Source organism: Amycolatopsis sp. H20-H5, from assembly GCF_035828755.1.
Lineage (GTDB): Bacteria > Actinomycetota > Actinomycetes > Mycobacteriales > Pseudonocardiaceae > Amycolatopsis.
Map to the genome: position 1 here is coordinate 127051 of NZ_JAYMZS010000011.1, position 17609 is coordinate 144659.

At 68.8% G+C, this 17609-nt stretch carries 15 protein-coding genes and 3 tRNA genes; 7 read left to right on the top strand and 11 right to left on the bottom strand.

The window, feature by feature from the left end; genetic code table 11:
• Positions 1-118 precede the first annotated feature (118 nt).
• The 4 genes from QMK34_RS09080 to QMK34_RS09095 form a co-directional block, all read right to left on the bottom strand.
• Positions 119-192: transfer RNA gene (locus QMK34_RS09080), tRNA-Phe, on the bottom strand.
• Between the two features lie 31 nt (positions 193-223).
• Positions 224-297 (bottom strand) — tRNA-Asp (locus QMK34_RS09085).
• 43 nt (positions 298-340) lie between these two features.
• Positions 341-413: transfer RNA gene (locus QMK34_RS09090), tRNA-Glu, on the bottom strand.
• A gap of 705 nt (positions 414-1118) precedes the next feature.
• Entirely contained in the window at positions 1119-1373 is a 255-nt protein-coding gene (locus QMK34_RS09095; protein ID WP_326413250.1) for a hypothetical protein, read from the bottom strand.
• A gap of 559 nt (positions 1374-1932) precedes the next feature.
• Between QMK34_RS09095 and QMK34_RS09100 the strand changes: the two genes are divergently transcribed.
• Positions 1933-2361, top strand: coding sequence for a hypothetical protein (locus QMK34_RS09100; protein ID WP_326413251.1), 429 nt, complete (start codon positions 1933-1935; stop codon positions 2359-2361).
• Positions 2362-2454: 93 nt separating this feature from the next.
• Here QMK34_RS09100 and QMK34_RS09105 read toward each other — a convergent pair whose 3' ends face one another.
• Positions 2455-2658 (bottom strand): cold-shock protein, encoded by a 204-nt coding sequence (locus QMK34_RS09105; RefSeq protein ID WP_020669570.1) that lies wholly within the window; start codon positions 2656-2658, stop codon positions 2455-2457.
• Positions 2659-3110: 452 nt separating this feature from the next.
• On the opposite strand from QMK34_RS09105, the gene QMK34_RS09110 reads away from it, so the two are divergent.
• The 4 genes from QMK34_RS09110 (at position 3111) to QMK34_RS09125 (ending at position 6104) form a co-directional block, all read left to right on the top strand.
• Positions 3111-4319 carry a L,D-transpeptidase gene (locus tag QMK34_RS09110; protein WP_326413252.1) on the top strand — a complete coding sequence of 403 codons (1209 nt, stop codon included), beginning with the start codon at positions 3111-3113 and terminating at the stop codon, positions 4317-4319.
• A gap of 457 nt (positions 4320-4776) precedes the next feature.
• Positions 4777-5076, top strand: coding sequence for a hypothetical protein (locus QMK34_RS09115; RefSeq protein WP_326413253.1), 300 nt, complete (start codon positions 4777-4779; stop codon positions 5074-5076).
• 4 nt (positions 5077-5080) lie between these two features.
• On the top strand, positions 5081-5635 hold the full coding sequence (locus QMK34_RS09120) for a SigE family RNA polymerase sigma factor (RefSeq protein ID WP_326413254.1): 555 nt from the start codon (positions 5081-5083) through the stop codon (positions 5633-5635).
• A 1-nt stretch (position 5636) separates the two neighbouring features.
• Positions 5637-6104: a hypothetical protein gene (locus tag QMK34_RS09125; protein WP_326413255.1), complete on the top strand. Its 468-nt coding sequence runs from the start codon at positions 5637-5639 to the stop codon at positions 6102-6104.
• A gap of 386 nt (positions 6105-6490) precedes the next feature.
• On the opposite strand, the gene QMK34_RS09130 is transcribed toward QMK34_RS09125, so the two are convergent.
• The gene (locus tag QMK34_RS09130; RefSeq protein WP_326413256.1) at positions 6491-7843 is read right to left on the bottom strand and encodes an MFS transporter; all 1353 of its coding nucleotides are present in this window, start codon (positions 7841-7843) and stop codon (positions 6491-6493) included.
• Between the two features lie 196 nt (positions 7844-8039).
• On the opposite strand from QMK34_RS09130, the gene QMK34_RS09135 reads away from it, so the two are divergent.
• The gene (locus tag QMK34_RS09135; protein WP_326413257.1) at positions 8040-8627 is read left to right on the top strand and encodes a PaaI family thioesterase; all 588 of its coding nucleotides are present in this window, start codon (positions 8040-8042) and stop codon (positions 8625-8627) included.
• Between the two features lie 463 nt (positions 8628-9090).
• Here the strand turns inward: QMK34_RS09135 and QMK34_RS09140 are convergent, their stop codons facing one another.
• From QMK34_RS09140 to QMK34_RS09155, 4 genes are all read right to left on the bottom strand, one after another.
• Positions 9091-11862 carry a tetratricopeptide repeat protein gene (locus QMK34_RS09140; protein ID WP_442785121.1) on the bottom strand — a complete coding sequence of 924 codons (2772 nt, stop codon included), beginning with the start codon at positions 11860-11862 and terminating at the stop codon, positions 9091-9093.
• A 179-nt stretch (positions 11863-12041) separates the two neighbouring features.
• On the bottom strand, positions 12042-13127 hold the full coding sequence (locus tag QMK34_RS09145) for an iron-containing alcohol dehydrogenase family protein (RefSeq protein ID WP_326413258.1): 1086 nt from the start codon (positions 13125-13127) through the stop codon (positions 12042-12044).
• Entirely contained in the window at positions 13118-14611 is a 1494-nt protein-coding gene (locus tag QMK34_RS09150; RefSeq protein WP_326413259.1) for an aldehyde dehydrogenase family protein, read from the bottom strand. The genes QMK34_RS09145 and QMK34_RS09150 overlap by 10 nt, the downstream gene beginning before the upstream one ends.
• Positions 14611-15723 carry a mandelate racemase/muconate lactonizing enzyme family protein gene (locus QMK34_RS09155; RefSeq protein ID WP_326413260.1) on the bottom strand — a complete coding sequence of 371 codons (1113 nt, stop codon included), beginning with the start codon at positions 15721-15723 and terminating at the stop codon, positions 14611-14613. Before QMK34_RS09155 ends, QMK34_RS09150 begins: the two co-directional genes overlap by 1 nt.
• A gap of 110 nt (positions 15724-15833) precedes the next feature.
• On the opposite strand from QMK34_RS09155, the gene QMK34_RS09160 reads away from it, so the two are divergent.
• Positions 15834-16625, top strand: a complete 792-nt coding sequence (locus QMK34_RS09160) for an IclR family transcriptional regulator (RefSeq protein WP_326413261.1) — start codon at positions 15834-15836, stop codon at positions 16623-16625.
• Positions 16626-16629: 4 nt separating this feature from the next.
• Here QMK34_RS09160 and QMK34_RS09165 read toward each other — a convergent pair whose 3' ends face one another.
• Positions 16630-17607, bottom strand: coding sequence for a glutamate ABC transporter substrate-binding protein (locus QMK34_RS09165; protein WP_326413284.1), 978 nt, complete (start codon positions 17605-17607; stop codon positions 16630-16632).
• Positions 17608-17609: the final 2 nt, after the last annotated feature.

Consider the following 17609-nt stretch of genomic DNA (forward strand, 5'->3'; position numbering starts at 1 on the left):
GCGTAAAACGCCGTGAAGGTGGCCTTCAGGGACTTGCCGGGGACGAGGCGAGTTGCCCCGGAACGCAAACAACCCCCACCGTGTCACTGGTGGGGGTTGATTGTGTCTTTGAGAGCGGTGGCCAGGGCCGGGGTCGAACCGGCGACCTTCCGCTTTTCAGGCGGACGCTCGTACCAACTGAGCTACCTGGCCGGGAACGCCGGCCTGGAGCCGAACGATCTTGCGACCCTGACGGGACTCGAACCCGCGACCTTCGCCGTGACAGGGCGACGCGCTAACCAACTGCGCCACAGGGCCTTGCGTACTGCGTCACTTATGAACTTATCACTGCTGTACTGCGTACTCCCAACGGGATTCGAACCCGCGTTGCCGCCTTGAAAGGGCGGAGTCCTAGGCCGCTGGACGATGGGAGCCCGGTCAGTTCGGCGAACCGACCGACCGCGCTCTCAGGCATCCCCGGGAGCGAACACAAGCATAGGGCACGCCCATCCGGCCTTCCACCAGGGGGACCCACTAAGCCCGCACAGGCCTGGGACCTGCGACAACACCCATTGGACAAGCTGCGGAGCCAGCGATCGGGTCCACACGTGGCCGGACGGCGAACAGTGCGAGTCAGGGACGCCGACCGAGCCGGATCAGCTGCCAGTCGCCCAGATGGACGTATCGACACCCGAAAGGTCGACGCGAACCGCTGAGTGATGACTCCGCGTAGGTGCGGCGTCCGGGAGCACTCGCGCGGGCGGCGGTAGCGGGGACCCGAACAGCCCGCGCGGGAAGGCCCGAACGACTCGTCGACTGCCCTCGCGGGGACACCTCCGGGCACGCCGGGCGCTCGCGTCGAGGCGGCGACCCGAGGTGGTGGTGTTTGACGTCGGCGCGCTTCTGCGCGGACGGGAATCGTCCGCGCACTGCCGCCGGGATTCTTTACCGAACAAAAAGAAACACCGTTACGGATACGGTGACCACATCGGGTCCGCACGCGAAAACGTGGCGATCAGCTCCCTGCGGACGGAAATTCGTTGCCGATTATCGAGCCGTTCAGTAGATTTTTCACCAGAATGGCTCGGCTGCGCGACCAGGGGGTGTGCAGCCGGGCCATTCCGCTGCCCGAAAGCCGTTCACCGCTGAATTGGCGCCTGCCCACCGTCGTCGAGGGTGAGGCCCAGCATGTCCAGCAACTGCATGCAGTCCTCCACCCCCAGCGCACCGTTCGCGACGGCCAGCCTGGCCCGTCGCACTTGATCGTCGGATACCCGTTGCGAATCGGAGTGACTCGTTCGCTGGGTCGGCACACCGGCCGCCAACGCGGGATTCCCCGTGTCAGCGCCTTCGTACCGAAGGAGGAACTGTCGAACTTCGAGTGACCCGCTCATTGCTCCTCCACGGCTCTTGGAATGCTTTGGCCGCGAGGCTAGCCAGCGCCGGGCGCCATACACAGCCCCCCGGAGAGTGAACCTGTCGCCACGCTCCGCACAACACAGCGCTACCGGCGAAGATGAACCACAGGCAACGCACAAGTGACACCTCGGGTGGAATTTTCCCGCGGCCCACTCGCCGATCCCCCGAACTCGTGCAACAATCAAGGAGCTGACACACCCCCGGTCAGCACCTGTGGAGATCCCCTCCGGCCCCCGCGTTCCTCCCCCTGGCGCGGGGGCCTCTCCTATTCCCCGTTCGGCGCTTTGCGCCTTCGCGGGGAGTCCCCCGTCATTACCCCCGGGGGCCGAGCCCCCGGACCCCCACGGTGCGGCACGTCACGAACCAGCGTGGTTGCGCTGAGTGGAAAAGCAAAGAATCCGACTTTGTTTCGCTGGTTGTTCGTACTTTCCGTGATCGTTTGCGTGGGCCGTTCGGGGTTGGGTTGGGCCAGTTGAGGGTGTGTCGTGGCTCACAGGTGTTTGCTTGCCGAGACCTAACCGTTATCGTGGGGACGTGCCCCTTCCTTCGCTAGGCCACCTGAGCAGTCGTACGAACCTCAAGGCCGTCAACCCCGGACGGCACCGCAACGCCTCCAGCAGCAAGGGAGCCGAAGCGGTCGTCGAGGACCACGAACTCACCAGCTACCTCGCCGCACTCGCCCCCGAGTCGGACCCGGAGAGCACCGGTACCGGCAAGCGCTTCGGCGAGGCGCAGGTTTTCCAGCTCCGCCTCAGCGTGATCGCCAGTGAGCAGCTCAAGGACATCGCCCGCGAGCGGGAGACCTCCCCGCAGGCGCTGGCCCAGGAATGGATCCTCGAGCGCCTGTCGTGGGAAGGCCAGGCCTCCTCGGCACAGCAGCGCCGCCACGAAGAAGCGATGACCGACGAGTTCAAGTTCGACGCCGACGCCTTCGCGCAGGAACCCGCCGGCCGCCACCGCTGAGCGGACGGCCCCTGAACACGGAAAGAGCCCCCGGCGACGGATCGCCGGGGGCTTTTCTTCGCTCTGGCCTTCAACCGCGCCGGAGGACCTGACTCAGATCGGGCGGACCTTCTGGGCTTGCGGGCCCTTCTGCCCCTGACCGACCTCGAACTCCACTCGCTGGTTCTCCTCGAGGGTGCGGAAACCGCGACCGTCGATCTCCGAGTAGTGAACGAAAACGTCGCCTTCGCCGCCATCCTGCGCGATGAAGCCGAAGCCCTTCTCCGCGTTGAACCACTTCACAGTGCCTTGCGCCACCGCTTTACTCCTCGTTACAGAGCCGCTTCGAGTGCCACCGGGGTGACACCCAGACCGTCCCGGGCGGTTCCAACGAGTAGAGCAAAGAGCGTGCGGCTCACTGCTCGCGTCAGAAGTTCCGCGAGTGTGAAGCCACGAACACGCAAAACGACAGCCTCCGTTGAGGGTACCGGGATCTGGCCAAATCTGAACCCCGTGATACAGCGGATGGGCCAACCGCCCGGCGATGTCACCGGAACGTCGTACAGCTCGTCACGATCTTGTCGGTGCCACCGGATAGTCTGTCACCGCACGCAGACCCGCGGTGATCACCGGATACAGCCTGGAGTCAGGCATGTTCCCCGCGTTAACCGCCGCCGGGGTGGCTGTGACGCGTGTCACTGCGTCGGCGATCAACGTCCGAGGCTGTTCAGGCGTCATTGTGGGGGTATAGGGGAGATTGGGGCATACAGGTGACATTCGGGTCGGGGAAGTACAAGAGGGCCACCGCCGGTGCGGTGCTGGGGCTGGTCGCGGCGCTCACGCTGGGGGCGTGCAGCAGTGAGCCGACGGTCTCCGCGAGCGGTACCCAGGGCGGGGTCCCGGTCGCGCCGGGCAACCAGGCGCCGTCGGGTCAGCCCGCCAAGGTGACGGTGCAGCCCGCGGGTGGCGCGGCGGACGTCGCGCCCGGCGAGCCGGTGCAGATCACGGTGGCCGAGGGCACCGTCAAAACGGTGACGCTGACCAACCCGGACGGCAAGCAGGTCGCCGGGGAGCCGTCCGCGGACAAGAAGAGCTGGAAGACCACCGAGCAGCTCGGCTACGGCAAGACGTACACCTGGTCCGGCGAGGCGACGGGCACCGACGGCAAGCCGGCGCCGATCAGCGGCTCCTTCACCACGGTGAAGCCGAAACGGCAGCAGTCGGCGAGCCTCAACGTCGGAGACGGCCAGACCTACGGCATCGCGATGCCGATCGCGCTGACCTTCCCGGGCCGCGTGTCCGACAAGGCCGCCGTCGAGAAGACCCTCTCGGTCGAGACCACCCCGAAGACCGAAGGCTCCTGGGCCTGGCTCGACGGTGACACCTCGGTCCACTGGCGCCCGCACGAGTACTTCAAGCCGGGCACGACCGTGAAGGTCAACGCCAAGATCTACGGCGTCAAGATCGGCGAAGGCACGTACGGCAAGCAGGACGTCTCGGCGGCCTTCACCATCGGCCGCTCGCAGATCGTCAAGGGCGACCCGACAACCCACCGAATGCAGGTCATCCGGGACGGCGCGCAGATCGCGGACTACCCGGTGAGCTACGGCCTCGACTCCGACCCCGGCCGGGTCACCCACAGCGGCACACACGTGGTGATGTCGAAGCAGTCGACGTACGCGATGAGCAACCCGAAGTACCACTACGAGAACGTCGTGGTCCCGTGGGCCGTACGCATCTCCAACAACGGCGAGTTCATCCACGGCCTGGCCGCTTCCATCTGGGCACAGGGCAAGAAGAACATCTCCCACGGCTGCCTGAACCTGTCGCCGACGAACGCCAAGGAGTACTTCGACGGCGTCCTGCCCGGTGACCCGGTGGAGATCACCGGAAGCACCCAGCAGCTGGGCCCGAAGGACGGCGACTACAACGACTGGACCTACGACTGGGCCTCCTGGACCAAACTGTCTGCTGTTTAATTATCGCGCGACCGGCTGTTTAATTATCGCGCGACCGCGAACACGTCTACGGGCCGCTCCTTGCCGACATCGGTCGCGATGGGCTTGGGGGCGGCCCGCAGCCGTGTTAGCGGGGCCTGGCGGCCAAAACGCGCGACTTCAAGGGATCAAAAGACTTGGGTCGCCTCAGCCGTGGTCACCTAGGTGCGGTCGCCTCAGTCGTGGTCGCCTCAGTCGTGGGCACCTCAGTCGTGGGCACCTAGGCACGGTCACCGGCCGTGGGCGCCTCAGTCGTGGGCACCTAGGAGACCGCTGAATAAGTCGATCTGAAGATCAATTGAAGTCGCCTGACCAGCGCTTTCATATTTGATCAATCATCCGAACGCTGTTATTCAGCAGTCTCCTAGGACTGGTGAGCGCATGTCTAACGGCAGAGGCGCCGCCGGAAGTGCGCGGTGCCAGGGATCGAGGAGAAGACTTGCGTATTCGCATCGCACTTTCCGTGGGCGCACTGCTGCTGGCCGGCGGCGCCGTGATGGGCACGACCATGGCCACGGCGCAGCCGAAGCCGTCCGCGCCGCCGACGGTCACCCAGGCACCGGCGCCCTCAGCCGTCCCCACCTCCACCAGGCCCCCGCAGGTGACGAACGCGCCGACGGAAAGCCGCGGGGTGGTTCCGGCTCCCACGCGCGACGGCTCCAAGCCGCGTGTCCCGCGGGCCGTGCCCGCCGGGCCCACCGGGGACCTGCACCTGCCTGCCATTACGGACGGCCAGTAACCACTTGACGCTCAGCCGCCTCCCGTCGACCGGGCCGGGCTCACCGTTCGACGGTGAGTTCGCCCGGTACTTCGGCGAGCGCGCGCACAGTCTCCGCTCGACGGCGTACCTGCTGTGCGGGGACTGGCACCAGGCCGAGGACATCACCCAGGCCGCGCTGCTCAAGCTGTACCTGGCTTGGCCGCGGCTGTCCCGGCACGACGCGCTCGACGCCTACGCCCGCAAGATCGTGCTCCGAACCTTCCTCTCGGAGCACCGGCGGGCGTGGCGCAAGCGGGAAAAGCTCACCGACGCCCTGCCCGAGGTTCCCGCCGAGCAGACGGGGACCGAGCAGGAGATGCTGGTACGCCACGCCCTCGGGGGCGTGGCGCCAAAACAGCGTGCCGTGCTGGTGCTGCGTTTCTTCGACGATCTGAGCGTCGAGGAAACGGCCGCCACCCTGGGGTGCAGCACCGGCACGGTCAAGAGCCAGAGCTCGCGTGGCCTGGCCACCCTGCGCAAACGACTGGGTCCGCACTTCACCGAGCTGGCGATCAGCGGGGTCCGCGATGGGAGGTGACATGGGAGACGTGACAGACGGGAACGACGACGTCCGGATCATCCTGGGCGGCGCCACGACCGGCCCGCCGCTGGGTTTCGACGCGACGGGCATCATCGAACGCGGCGGCCGGATCCGGCGGCGGCGCAAACGGCTGGCGGTGGCTGGCAGTTCGGCGGCCACGGTGGCGGTGATCGCCGCCGTGGCGCTCACCGTGGGGCTGCGCGGCGGCTCCGGCCCGAGTGAACCTGTCCAGCCCGCGGGTCCGGGATTGTCGGTGACCGAGATCGAGCCGTCCCCGGTCCCGCCCACCGTGGAGCCGTCCAGCACGCCCGCGCCCCTGGCCCCGGCGACCAGGCCGAACGTGTCGCCCACGAGGAAGGCGGGCCCGTCGACCAGCCAGGACGCCCCCAGCCGGGTGGTCCCGCCACGAACCTCCGCGACGCGCCCCGCGGCGCCTCAAGCACCGACGACCTCCAAGGCACCCTGACGGCGCGTTCGCCCTGCATGGACGCCCGTTAACCGGGCCGTAACAAAGGTGTCGGAGGTCACCGCTTTCGGTGGGTTTTCGACGAAATACCGAGCCTGCTCGTGGCGATATGCCAGGTGACGGTCCCCTTGGCCGCACACCCATCGCTCAGCCGGCCACCGCGGCCGGCCCGAGAACTCGAGGAGGAAGCACATGGTCTTCGCAGCACTGATCATCGAAGCCGGAGTTGCCGTAGTGATTGCCGGCTCACTGGCGGCTTGGTCCCGTAAGCGCTTCGCTCCTCGCGTCGAGATGGCCGAGATCGTCAGCTGATCCTTTCGCGTAAACACAGGTGCCCCCGTCCTGACCAGACGGGGGCACCTGTGTTTTTACGCAGGAGAGAAGCCTCAGCGCACGACCGCGACCTTTTCGGGCGTCTCGGTGTCGATCTGCTCGATCGGCACCTGGGACGTCTCGGGAATCTTGAAGATCGGGATGAGCGCGATCAGCGCGGCGGCCATCAGGTAGTACGCCGGCCAGTCCTTGTTGCCCGTGCTCTGGATCAACGCGGTCACGATGACCCCGCAGGTACCACCGAACAGCGAGGTCGACACGTTGTAACCGATGGCGAACGAGCCGTACCGCACGCGCGTCGGGAACATCGCCGGGAACGTCGAACCGATCACGGCCAGCATCAGCACCAGCAGGAACGCCACGATGGCGAACCCGACGACCAGCCAGAGCAGGCTGCCCGCCTGCATCAGCTTGATCGACGGCCAGCTCAGCACGAGGAACCCGAACGCCGCCGCCTTCAGCAGCGGTTTCCGGCCGATCCGGTCGGACAGCGCACCCAGTGGCAAGATCAGCGCCATCTGGGCGAGTTCGACGCCGACGATGATCAGCGTCGACGTGTTGTCGTTGATCTTCAACGTGTTCGTGAAGTACGTCGGCATCGTCGTGAGCAGCATGTAGTCGGCGATGTTGAGCAGCAGGACGATCCCGATCAGGTTCATGATCATCCGCCAGTTGCGCACCAGCGTCTCCCTGAGCGGCGCCTTCTTCGGCTTGCCGCTCTCGGCCTCCATACGCCGGAACTCGGGGGTGTCCTCGAGCCTCGACCGCAGGTAGAGCCCGACGAGCCCGAGCGGCAGCGCGATGAAGAACGGAAGCCGCCAGCCCCAGTCGTGGACTTGCTGCGCACTGAGCGACAACGTCACCGTGAGGACCACGAGGTTGCCGAGCACATAGCCGGCCAGCGTGCCGAGTTCGAGGAAGCTGCCGAAGAACCCCCGGCGTTTGGTCGGCGCGTACTCGGCGATGAAGGTCGCCGCTCCCCCGTATTCACCGCCGGTCGAGAAGCCCTGGATGAGTCTGAGCAGGAGGATGGAGATCGGTGCCGCGATGCCCATGCTGTACGAACCGCTGTAGGTCGGCAGCACGCCGACCAGGAACGTGCAGCCGGACATCAGCAGGATCGTGATGGCGAGCACTTTCTGGCGGCCGAGCTTGTCGCCGAGCGGACCGAAGAACGCGCCGCCGAACGGGCGTACGATGAAACCCACGGCGACCAGCGCCAGTGACTTCAGGACTTCGTTGCCTTCACCGGGGAAGAACACCGAGCCGATGCTGAGCGCGATCGCACCCGAGGTGAACACTCCGTAGTCGTACCACTCGGTCGCGTTACCCATCGCCGACGCGAGGACCGCTCTTTTGACGGTCTTCTCGTCTACAGCCGGTGTTCCTGTCGCTGCGTCACTCATGCTGGCGACAACCTCCTCCGCGCTTCTCCCACTGCTCCAGTCCAGTTCATCCCCACAGTCTTCCCTCCTCGTGATTAATCGGCAGAACGAGAAGAAACCTTCTACTGTCCGAAATTAACCGACCACTCCGCGTCCTATTTTCCCAGCGCACGGACCTGCCAGGGGCCGTGGGCTACCCGCGGGTTAACGTCAGGGCATGAGCCGACTCACCCCGTCTTGGCCGCCCGTCGAGGTCGAGCCGCCGGTCGCCCACCCGAAGGCGCCGGCGCCCGGTACCAAGCTGGGCGTCCATTTCGACGAATGCTTCGGTTGCGGGGACGCCCACGAAGCCGGGCTGCACCTGCGGTCGGCGGTCGGCGAAAGCCAGACCGTGCACTCGCTGTTCACCGTCACCGCCGCCCATCAGGGCGCGCCGGGGCTCGCCCACGGCGGCCTGCTGGCGTGCGCGTTCGACGAGGCGCTCGGCGCGACGGTCGGCAACCTGCTGCGCAAGCCCGCGGTCACCGGGAAGCTGGAAACCGACTTCCTGCGCCCCGTGCCGGTCGGCTCGACGCTGCACATCGCGGCCAAGCTCGACGGCGTCGCGGGCCGGAAGGTCTACGTCAGCGCCGCCGGGCACCTCGACGCCGCCGATGGGCCGGTCGCGGTGCGGGCCAGGGCGTTGTTCGTGATCGTCGGGGTCGAGCACTTCACGACCCATGGGGACGTCGAGGCCATGCGGAAGCTGGCCGACGCGCACGAGAAGGCCAAGAAGGACCGTCAAGACTGGGAGATCAACCCCTGATTTGTGGTTTAGTCCTGAGGTGCGGCTAGAAGCCTGTGTTTTTTGGCCAGCGCGCTCACAAACTCGCGCCGCCAGGTCGCCCCTGGCACCCAGCGTAAGTGCGGCTTTTGCTTGTAAGGGGGCGACCTACCGTCGCGAGTTGGTAGGCCCTGGCGGGCCTAAAAGAGGCGCGCGGCGTGAAGTCTCCACCTCGCAGAGCTCGGCGGAGACCCTGTGGTCCCGGCGAAACCGTGGTGGCTGGGTTTTAGTGGTGCGTGTCCGGTGCAAGTCTGAAAGAACGCCCTGGAGAGACTGAGTCTTGACGGGACGGGACTGAACACCGTGAAGTCCAGAAGTCCAAGGACCGGCGTTGCCGAGTCTTGGAGGCCGGTGACGGGTTTCGGGAGCCCCTCATGACTCTGACTGTCCCTGAAGGCCACCATGACGGCGTAATACGCCGTCATGGTGGCCTTCAGGGACTTGGTCAGGTGAGGGTGCGGGGGCGGATGGCGTTGGCCTTGTCGACGAGTTCGACGCGCTGGTCCATGGTTCCGGCCAGCCGGGCCAGGGTGCGGTAGCAGCGTTCGAGGCCGAAGCGCAGGTCACGCTCGTCCAGTGCGCAGCCGAGGACTTTCGCGCCCTGCGTCGGCTCGCCCTGGGGTGCCAGGACCCAGTCGTAGGCCGCTTCCAGGACTTCCGCCGAAAGACGGGTGCGTCGTTCCGCGTCGAGCGTCAGGCGCTCCAGCCGGGTGGAGGCGTCGACCAGATCCCGCTCGGAGACCGTGATCGGGTCCTTGCCGCCGCCGTGCACGCGGGTCTTGATCTTGATCGCCGCCACCTGGGCCGCGACGTGGTGGCTTGAGGAGACCGGTACCGCTTCCAAGACCTCGATCGCGCTCGTCCGGGCGCCCTGGGCGAGGTAGACGCGGGCTAGGCCGAAGGCGGCGCTCACGTATGAGCGGTCCGTTCGCCACACCAGCTCGTAGAAGCGGGCCGCGCCGAAGTAGTCTCCGACGCCCTCGGCGCTGACGGCCAGCGCCAGTTTCGGGGCGATCTCGCCGGGCAGTTCGTCGTAGACCGCGCCGAACGCGACGTGCGCGACGCGCGAACGGCCGCCTGCCAGCTCGATCAGGCCGCGGTACCAGTCGATGCGCCAGTCGTGCGGGAAACCCGCCTTGATCGCCAGGTACTGGGCCGCCTGCAGCTGCCGCTGCGCCTCGACGAACTCGGCGAGCTCGATCCGTGCCCGGACGATCCGCAGCCGGACCTCGATCGACTCGCGCGGCGCGCCCGCCAAGGCCTCGATCGCGCCCTTCGGGTCGAGCGCGGTGGTCGTGGCGAGCACACCCGCCGCCGCGTCGTCCGTGTCGACCTGCGGGATCGGCAGCCCGGCGACGACCTCGGCGGCGTCGGGCAGCGGCACCGCGGCGCCCGGCTCCGGGACCACCATGTCGACGCCGAACGTCCGGCTCTCCGGCCCGAACACGGTCGACGCGCCGGGCCGCGGCTTGCCGGTGCCCAGCGCCATGATCTCGCGCAGCACGCCGGTGAGCTGGTCGCCCATCTCCTCGGCGGCGATGAACCGGCGATCCGGGTCGACGTGCGTGGCCCGCTTGAGGAACCGGTGGTACGAACCGAACAGCGAGAACAGCGGCACGACGTCCGGGCCGGGCAGCGTGGTCTTGTACTTGCTCGTGTAGCCGGTGAACTCGAAGCTCAGCACCGCGAGCGTCCGGCCGACTGTATACAAATCCGAGGCGACAGACGCGCCGTGCGTCGCCAGCTCGGGCGCGCTGTAGCCGGTGGTGAAGAACAGCGGGCTCTCGTAGTCGTCCGTGCGGCGGACGGCGCCGAGGTCGATCAGCTTGAGCTGCTCGTGCGTCTGGATGACGTTGTCGGGCTTGAGGTCGCAGTACAGCAGCCCTTGGCCGTGCAGGTAGCCCATGGCGGGCAGGATCTCCAGCCCGTACGCGATGACCTGCCCGATCGGCAGCGGCTCCGGCCGCTTGGTCTCCCGGTGGTGGGCGAGCGCGAGCTGGCGCAGCGACTGGCCGCCGACGTACTCCATCACGATGTAGCCGACGGTCGTGCCGCTCTGGCTGTCCGGGTGCTGGACGAAGTTGTGGATCTTGACGATGTTCGGGTGCTCGACCTCGGCGAGGAACCGCACCTCGTTCACCGCGGCCAGCATCGCCGTCGCGTCCCCGGTGTCGATGAGGCCCTTGAGCACCACCCAGCGGTCACTGACGTTGTGGTCCTGCGCGAGGTAGATCCAGCCGAGCCCGCCGTACGCGAGCGCGCCGAGCACCTCGTACTGGCCGCCGACGATCTCCTGCGGCTGCAGCTTAGGCACGAACGAGAACGCCGTACCGCAGTTCCCGCAGGTGCCCTCGGGACTGCCCGGCTTGCCGTCCTTGCCTCGACCGACCTTCTCGCCGCAATTGCTGCAGAAGCGCTTTTCCTCCGACACCATCGGGTTGTCGATGACCGCGGAGGCCGGATCGCGATAGGGCACCTGCGGCACGTCGACGAGCCCGGCGCCGAGCCTGCCACGCCGCGACGTCCGCGAAGACGTCCGCCGCGAAGAGCCCGGGAACGAGCCGGAACCCGTACCCGCCCCGGTGCCGTGCCCGGTTCCGGTGCCCGTGCCGCGGCTTTCGCTGCTGCGCTCGGGCAGGACGCTTTCGGTGCCAGGGTCCGGCAGCACCACGCCGGGACCGGGATCGACCCGTGGCGCCGGTGGCATGATGCTCTGCGTTTCGGGGGTGGGCATGGACAACACGCTGGTCGGCTGCGGGGACTCGTCCTGCCACGGCGGGCGGACCGGCGGCGTCACCGGCGTCATCTCACCGGGCCGTTTGGTCAGGTCCTCCGAACCCGGCGCGGCCGGACGCTGCTGTCCCTGCGGCTGCTGTCCCTGCGGCGGCTGGGCGAACGGACCTCGCGGCGGCTGACCCTGCTGCAGCTGCCCCTGAGGCTGGCCTTGCGGCGGCTGACCCTGGGACACCTGACCCGGCCAGCCCTGTGCCGGGCTGCCCTGCGGCTGGCTGCTCTGGGACTGGCTGCTCTGGGACTGGCTGCCCGGTGCCGGGTTTCCCTGCGGCGGCTGGCCTTGGGGCGGCCCCGTGGGCCGCTGCACGGGCGCGTGGAAGACGGTCTGCTCGGCGGCGGGCCCGGCCGGTCGCCCGGGAGCGGGTTTGTCCGCCGACAGCTCGAGACGTCCCGAGATGGACGGCTCCGGCAAGTCCCAGCGCACCGGCGGGGGCGGGGTCCAGGAGGGCTTGTCGCCCGGCGGCTCCTCGTCCGGCGCCGCGTGCCGAGGACGGCCTGACTCCTCCGACACTGCTACCTCCCGAGATCCCCGCGACCAAGTCCAGGAGTGATCCTAGTACGCCGGGCCCGGTCACCGGTCGTGAAGAGCACCGGCGCCGGATGTCAGAACGCGGCGACGAGCAGGTCGACGGCTTCGGCCTCCGACGGCAGCAGCGGCGTGTTGGCGGTGACCGCGTCGGCCAGTGCCCCCGCGGCGATCCCGGCGAGCTGCGCGCGGTCCGCGCCGAGGTCCGCCAGCCGGGTTCGCAGACCCACCGCGGCGACCAGTTCCGCCGCCCCTTCGATCGCGTCTGCCGTCTCCATGGCCCTCGCCACCTGCGCGTACGCGCCCTGCGCGACGACAGCGGAGTAGCGCATGACGGGTTCGAGCACCGCCGCGAGCGCCACCCCGTGCGGCGTGCCGAGGGTGGCCGTGATGGCGTGGGCGAACCCGTGCACGAGACCGAGCCCGGACAGCGTCAGCGCGCGACCGGCGAGGTGGGCGCCGAGCAGCAGCTGCCCGCGGGCTTCGAGATCGGTGCCGTCGGCGGCCGCGACCGGCAGCCAGCGCGCCACCATCGTGACGGCCTGGGTGGCGTAGGCGACCGAAAGCGGGTTCGCGCGCCGTGAGGACAGCGATTCGATCCCGTGCACGAGCGCGTCGACCCCGGTCGCGGCGGTGATCCGCGGCGGCAGGCCGATGGTCAGCTCCGGATCGAGCACCACCGCGCGCGGACGGACGCGCTCGTCGCCCACGTACACCTTGCACCGGCGCGAAAGGTCTTCGATGACGCCGAACCCGTTCGTTTCGGCGCCGGTGCCCGAGGTCGTCGGCACCGCGATGACCACGCTGCCCGGAAGCGCCGAGCCGAGCGCGATGGCCTTGGCCGCGTCGAGCGCCGAACCGCCGCCGACCGCGACCACGGCCGCGACGCCGAACTCCCTGGCCGCCACGGCGCCTTCGGCCACCAGCGACGTCGACGGGTTCGGGGTGACGCCCTCGTAGCAGTCGTACTCGATCCCCGCCGACGCGAGCACGCGCAGCACCCTGGTGAGCACGCCGGTCGCCCGCAGGCCCTGGTCGGTGACCACAAAAGCACGCCGGTGCCCGGCATCGGCCAGCAACGCCGGGAGCGTGGCCAGCGCGCCGACGCCGAACTCGACGCGGGCCTCGCCCGCGATGCTGAGCTTTCCGTCTACTAAGGACATAGGTCGATCCAGGTGGTCTTGATACCGGTGCAGAAGTCGAAGGCCTGCAAGGATTTGTCCCGGCCGCCGCCGGTGTCCTTGAACCCGCCGAACGGGGTGATGACGTCGCTGGCGTCGAAGGTGTTGACCCATACCGTCCCGGCCCGCAGCCGCCTCGCGACCCGGTGCGCGGTGCCGACGTCTCTGGTCCACACCGAGGCGGCGAGGCCGAACCGGCTGTCGTTGGCGATCGCGACCCCCTGCCCGGTCTCGGCGAAGGTGGTCGTGGTCAGCACCGGCCCGAAGATCTCCTCCTGCGCGACCCGCGCACCACGGGGAACGTCCTGGAGCACGGCCGGTTCGACGAAGTAGCCGCCGGAGTCCGCGCGCAGCCGACGGCCGCCGTGGACCGCCCCGGCCTCGGCCCGGCCGAGTTCGACGTACCCGAGCACGGTGTCGAGCTGCCGTTCGTCCACCAGCGCGCCGAGCGTGGACGCGGGATCGAGCGGGTCGCCGACGACGAACCCCCCGGTCACCTTGCGCACCTTCTCGACGAGCTCGTCCGCGATCGACTCGTGCACGACCAGGCGCGAACCGGCGTTGCAGGTCTGGCCCGCGTTGTAGCAGATGCCCCAGGCGATCGACTCGGCCGCTTTGTCCACATCGGACACATCGGCGAGCACGAGCTGCGGCGACTTGCCGCCGGACTCGATCGACACGAGCTTGCCGTTGGACTCCCCGGCGTAACGCAGGAACGCGCGGCCGACCGGCACCGAGCCGGTGAAGGCGATCTTGTCGACGTCCGGGTGCAGCCCGAGCGCGCGACCGGCCGTGTCGCCGAACCCGGTGACCACGTTGAGCACCCCATCGGGCAACCCGGCCTCGGCGGCGAGCGCGGCCAGCACGAGCGAGGACAGCGGGGATTGCTCGGCGGGCTTGAGCACCACCGAGTTCCCGGTCGCCAGCGCGGGCGCGAGTTTCCAGGCCGTGATCATCAGCGGGTAGTTCCAGGGCACCACCGCGCCGATCACGCCCAGCGGCTCGCGGGTGATCAGCGCCAGCGCGTCCTGGCCGGTCGGCGCGATCTCGCCGTAGAGCTTGTCCAGCGCCTCGGCGTACCAGGCGAAGGTCGCGGCCGTCTTCTCGACGTCGACGCGCAGAGACTCGCCGATCGGCTTGCCGACGTCGAGGGTCTCGGCCAGCGCCAGCTCCTCGGCGTTGTCCCGGATCAACGCCGCGAGTTCCAGCAGGACGGCCTTGCGCCGCGCCGGGCTCTGGTCGCGCCACCGGCCGTCGTCGAACGCCCGGCGGGCCGCGCGAACGGCCCTGTCGACGTCCTCGGTGTCACCGGCGGCGACGTCGGCGAGCTTGAGCCCGTCACGGGGCGAGCGGGTCACGAAGGTGTCGCCGGAAGCGGCGTCCACAAAGGACCCTTCGACGAAAAGTCCTTGGCGCGGAACGAAGCTGGCGGCGGCTTCGAGCCAGTGGGCGTGCGTGCGGTCCATCAGGCCTCCAGCCGGGTGGCGTCGATGACGGCCTCGTCGAGCCGGATGCCGAGACCGGGGGCGGGCGGCACGGCCAGGTAGCCGTCGGCGTCGATCATGATCGGCCGCTCCAGCATGAAATCGCGACGCTGCGGCGTCCAACCCGGCGGGTCGTACGGGAATTCGAAGTACGGGCCGCCGCCGACCCCGGCGCTGACGTGCAGGTTGGCCAGCAGGCCGATGCCGTTGCTCCAGCTGTGCGGGGTGAACTGGCGGTGCTTGAGCTGCGCGAGCTCGGCCAGCGTGCGGGCGCGGTGCATCCCGACCGCCAGCACGACGTCCATCTGGTAGACGTCGAGCGCGTCGGTTTCCAGGTACCGCAGCAGTTCCGTGGTCGACGGGTGCATCTCGCCGCCCGCGACGCGGACGCCGGTCTCGGCGCGCAGCGCGCGAAATCCGGCGGCGTCGGCGTAGGGCAGCGGCTCCTCGACCCAGAAGACGTCCAGCTCGGCGAGCCTGCGGACCACCCCGCGCACGGCCGCGTAGTCGAGCGCCGGTTCGACGTCGCCCGCCATCCGCCACGACTGGTTGAGGTCGACCATGATCTCGACCCGGTCACCCAGCGCCTCGCGCACCGCCCGCACGACCTCGACCCCCTCGTCGAGCCCGGTCCGGTCGATCCGGAGCTTGAGCGCGCGAAACCCTTGCGCGGCAAGCTTTTCGGCCGACTCGACCCTGGCTTCGGGCGTGCGGATCTCACCGGTCGAGGCGTACGCCTTGAGCCGCCGGGCCGAGTTGCCGAACAGCGTGGCGACGGGCAGCCCGGCCACTTTGCCGACGAGGTCCCACAGCGCGGCCTCCAGCGGCCAGTAGCGGGCGCCGTGGAAACTCACGGTTTCGAGCGTGCGGACGTGGTTGAGGATGTCGAGCGGATCAGTGCCGAGGAACAGGTGCCGGTAGGCCTCGAAGCCGTCCATCGCATCGCCGGAGCCGATCCCGACGAGGCCGAAATCGGTGTGCACCCGCACGATCGTGGCGTCGAAACGCGTGCGGGGTACGGGATCCCAGGCCGCGTGGAACGGCGGATCGAGGTCGAGGGAGAGGCGGTCGAGGGTGATGTCGATGATCTTCAAGTTCGCTCCCGTCGGAAGTCCTGCCGAACGTAAGCGCGCCGGGCGAGCACCGGCAAGGCCGCGGCGAAGATCGCAACGGTCGTTGCACTGACGGCAACTATGCTGGTCACATGCCCTCAGCCGAACGCGGCCACGGTCTGCGGCGCGACGTCGACCTGCTCGACGCGCTGGCCTCCGACGAAGCGGCCCAGCGCGGCGGGCTCGGGGTCGTGCGGCTCGCGCAGCTGACCGGCCGGGAGAAGAGCCAGGTGTCGAGGGCGCTCAAGGCGCTGGCGGACGCCGGGATCGTCGAACGGAACCCGGACAACCTGGAGTACCAGCTCGGCTGGCGGCTGTTCTCGCTGGCGGCGCGGACCACCGCGAACCGGCTGGCCAGGGTCGCCGAGCCGGTGATGCGGCGGCTGTCCGGCGAGTTCGAGGAGACCACCCACCTGTGCGTCCTGCGCGAACGGGACGTGCTGACGGTGCTTTCGGTGTCGCCGGGCCATTCGTTCCGCATGCCGGACTGGGAGGGCGAGCCCGCGCACGCGGCGTGCACCTCGGCCGGGCGGGTGCTGCTGATGGACTCGACGCCGGATCAGCTGTACGTCCGGTTCGGGAACGCGGAACCGCTGTGCGGCGAGCACCCCACGCGCACCAGGACGGTGCCGGAGCTGTGCGTGGTGGTCAACCGGTTCCGCGAACTCGGCTACGGCACCGAGGACGAGGAGTTCGAGGCGGGCCTGGTGGGGGCGTCGGCCCCGATCCGCGACTTCCGCGGCCGGGCGGTGGCCGCGATCAACATCTCGGCGCCGAAACGCCGCCTCGGCCCCCGGCTGGACGAGGCGGGACGGCGGCTGGCCGCGGCGGCCGGGACCGTTTCGGCACAGCTCGGCTTCTCACCCCGCCCGCCGATCGCCTGAGGTCCTACTGGTACGTCGCCTGCGGCGGGCTGGCCTCGGGAAGGCGCGAGCCGAGCCACTGCTTGTAGCTCGCCTGCCACGGCCCGTTCCGCACACCTTCGAGCACGGCGTTGACATAGCGGACCATGTCGTCGTTCTCGATCGGCACCGCGATGCCGTAGTTCTCCTCGGTGAACCGGTCGCCGACGATCTTCAGCGTCGGGTCCTGCGCGGCCATGCCCGCCAGGATCACGTCGTCCGTCGACACCGCGTCGACCTGGCCCTGCTGCAGCATCACCAGGCAGTCGGACCAGTTGTCCACCGAAACCGGCACCGGCTTCGACGGGTCCGTCGCGATCTTCGTCAGCGAGGTCGACGTCGCCGTCGCGCACACGCGCTTGCCCGAAAGGTCGGACAGCTGCTTCACCTGCGAGTTGCCGTCGACCAGGATCCGCTGCCCGGCGACGTAGTACACCGACGAGAAACCCAGCCGCTTCTTGCGGTCGCAGGTGATGCTGAATGTCCGGACCACGATGTCGACCTGGTGGTCCTTCAGCACGTTCTCCCGCTGCGAGGACGGGATCGCGCGGTACTGCACGCGGCCCTCGTCACTGCCGAAGATGGCCTTGGCGACCTGTTTGACCATGTCGATGTCGAAACCCTCGAGGTTGCCCGTCGTGGGGTTGCGGAAGCCGAACAGGAAGTTGGTCTGGTCGACCCCGGCGACCAGCTTGCCGCGCTGCTTGATCTTCCCCATCGTCGAGGCGGCCGAGAAACCGGTGAGGCCCACACCGTTCGGGGACAGGCTGGCCTTCGGGTCGCAGCTGGTGTCGGCCGTCCCGCCGCCGCCCTTACTGGGGTCCGCGCCGCCCACGTGGGCGGGCTGCGGCGGCTGCACGGAGCCGATCGGCGCCGGGTCCACCGGTTTGCCCGCGTCGCCGCAGGCCGCCGCGAGCATCGCCACCACGGCGAGTACCCCGAGCCGAACCGAATCGCGTCGCATCT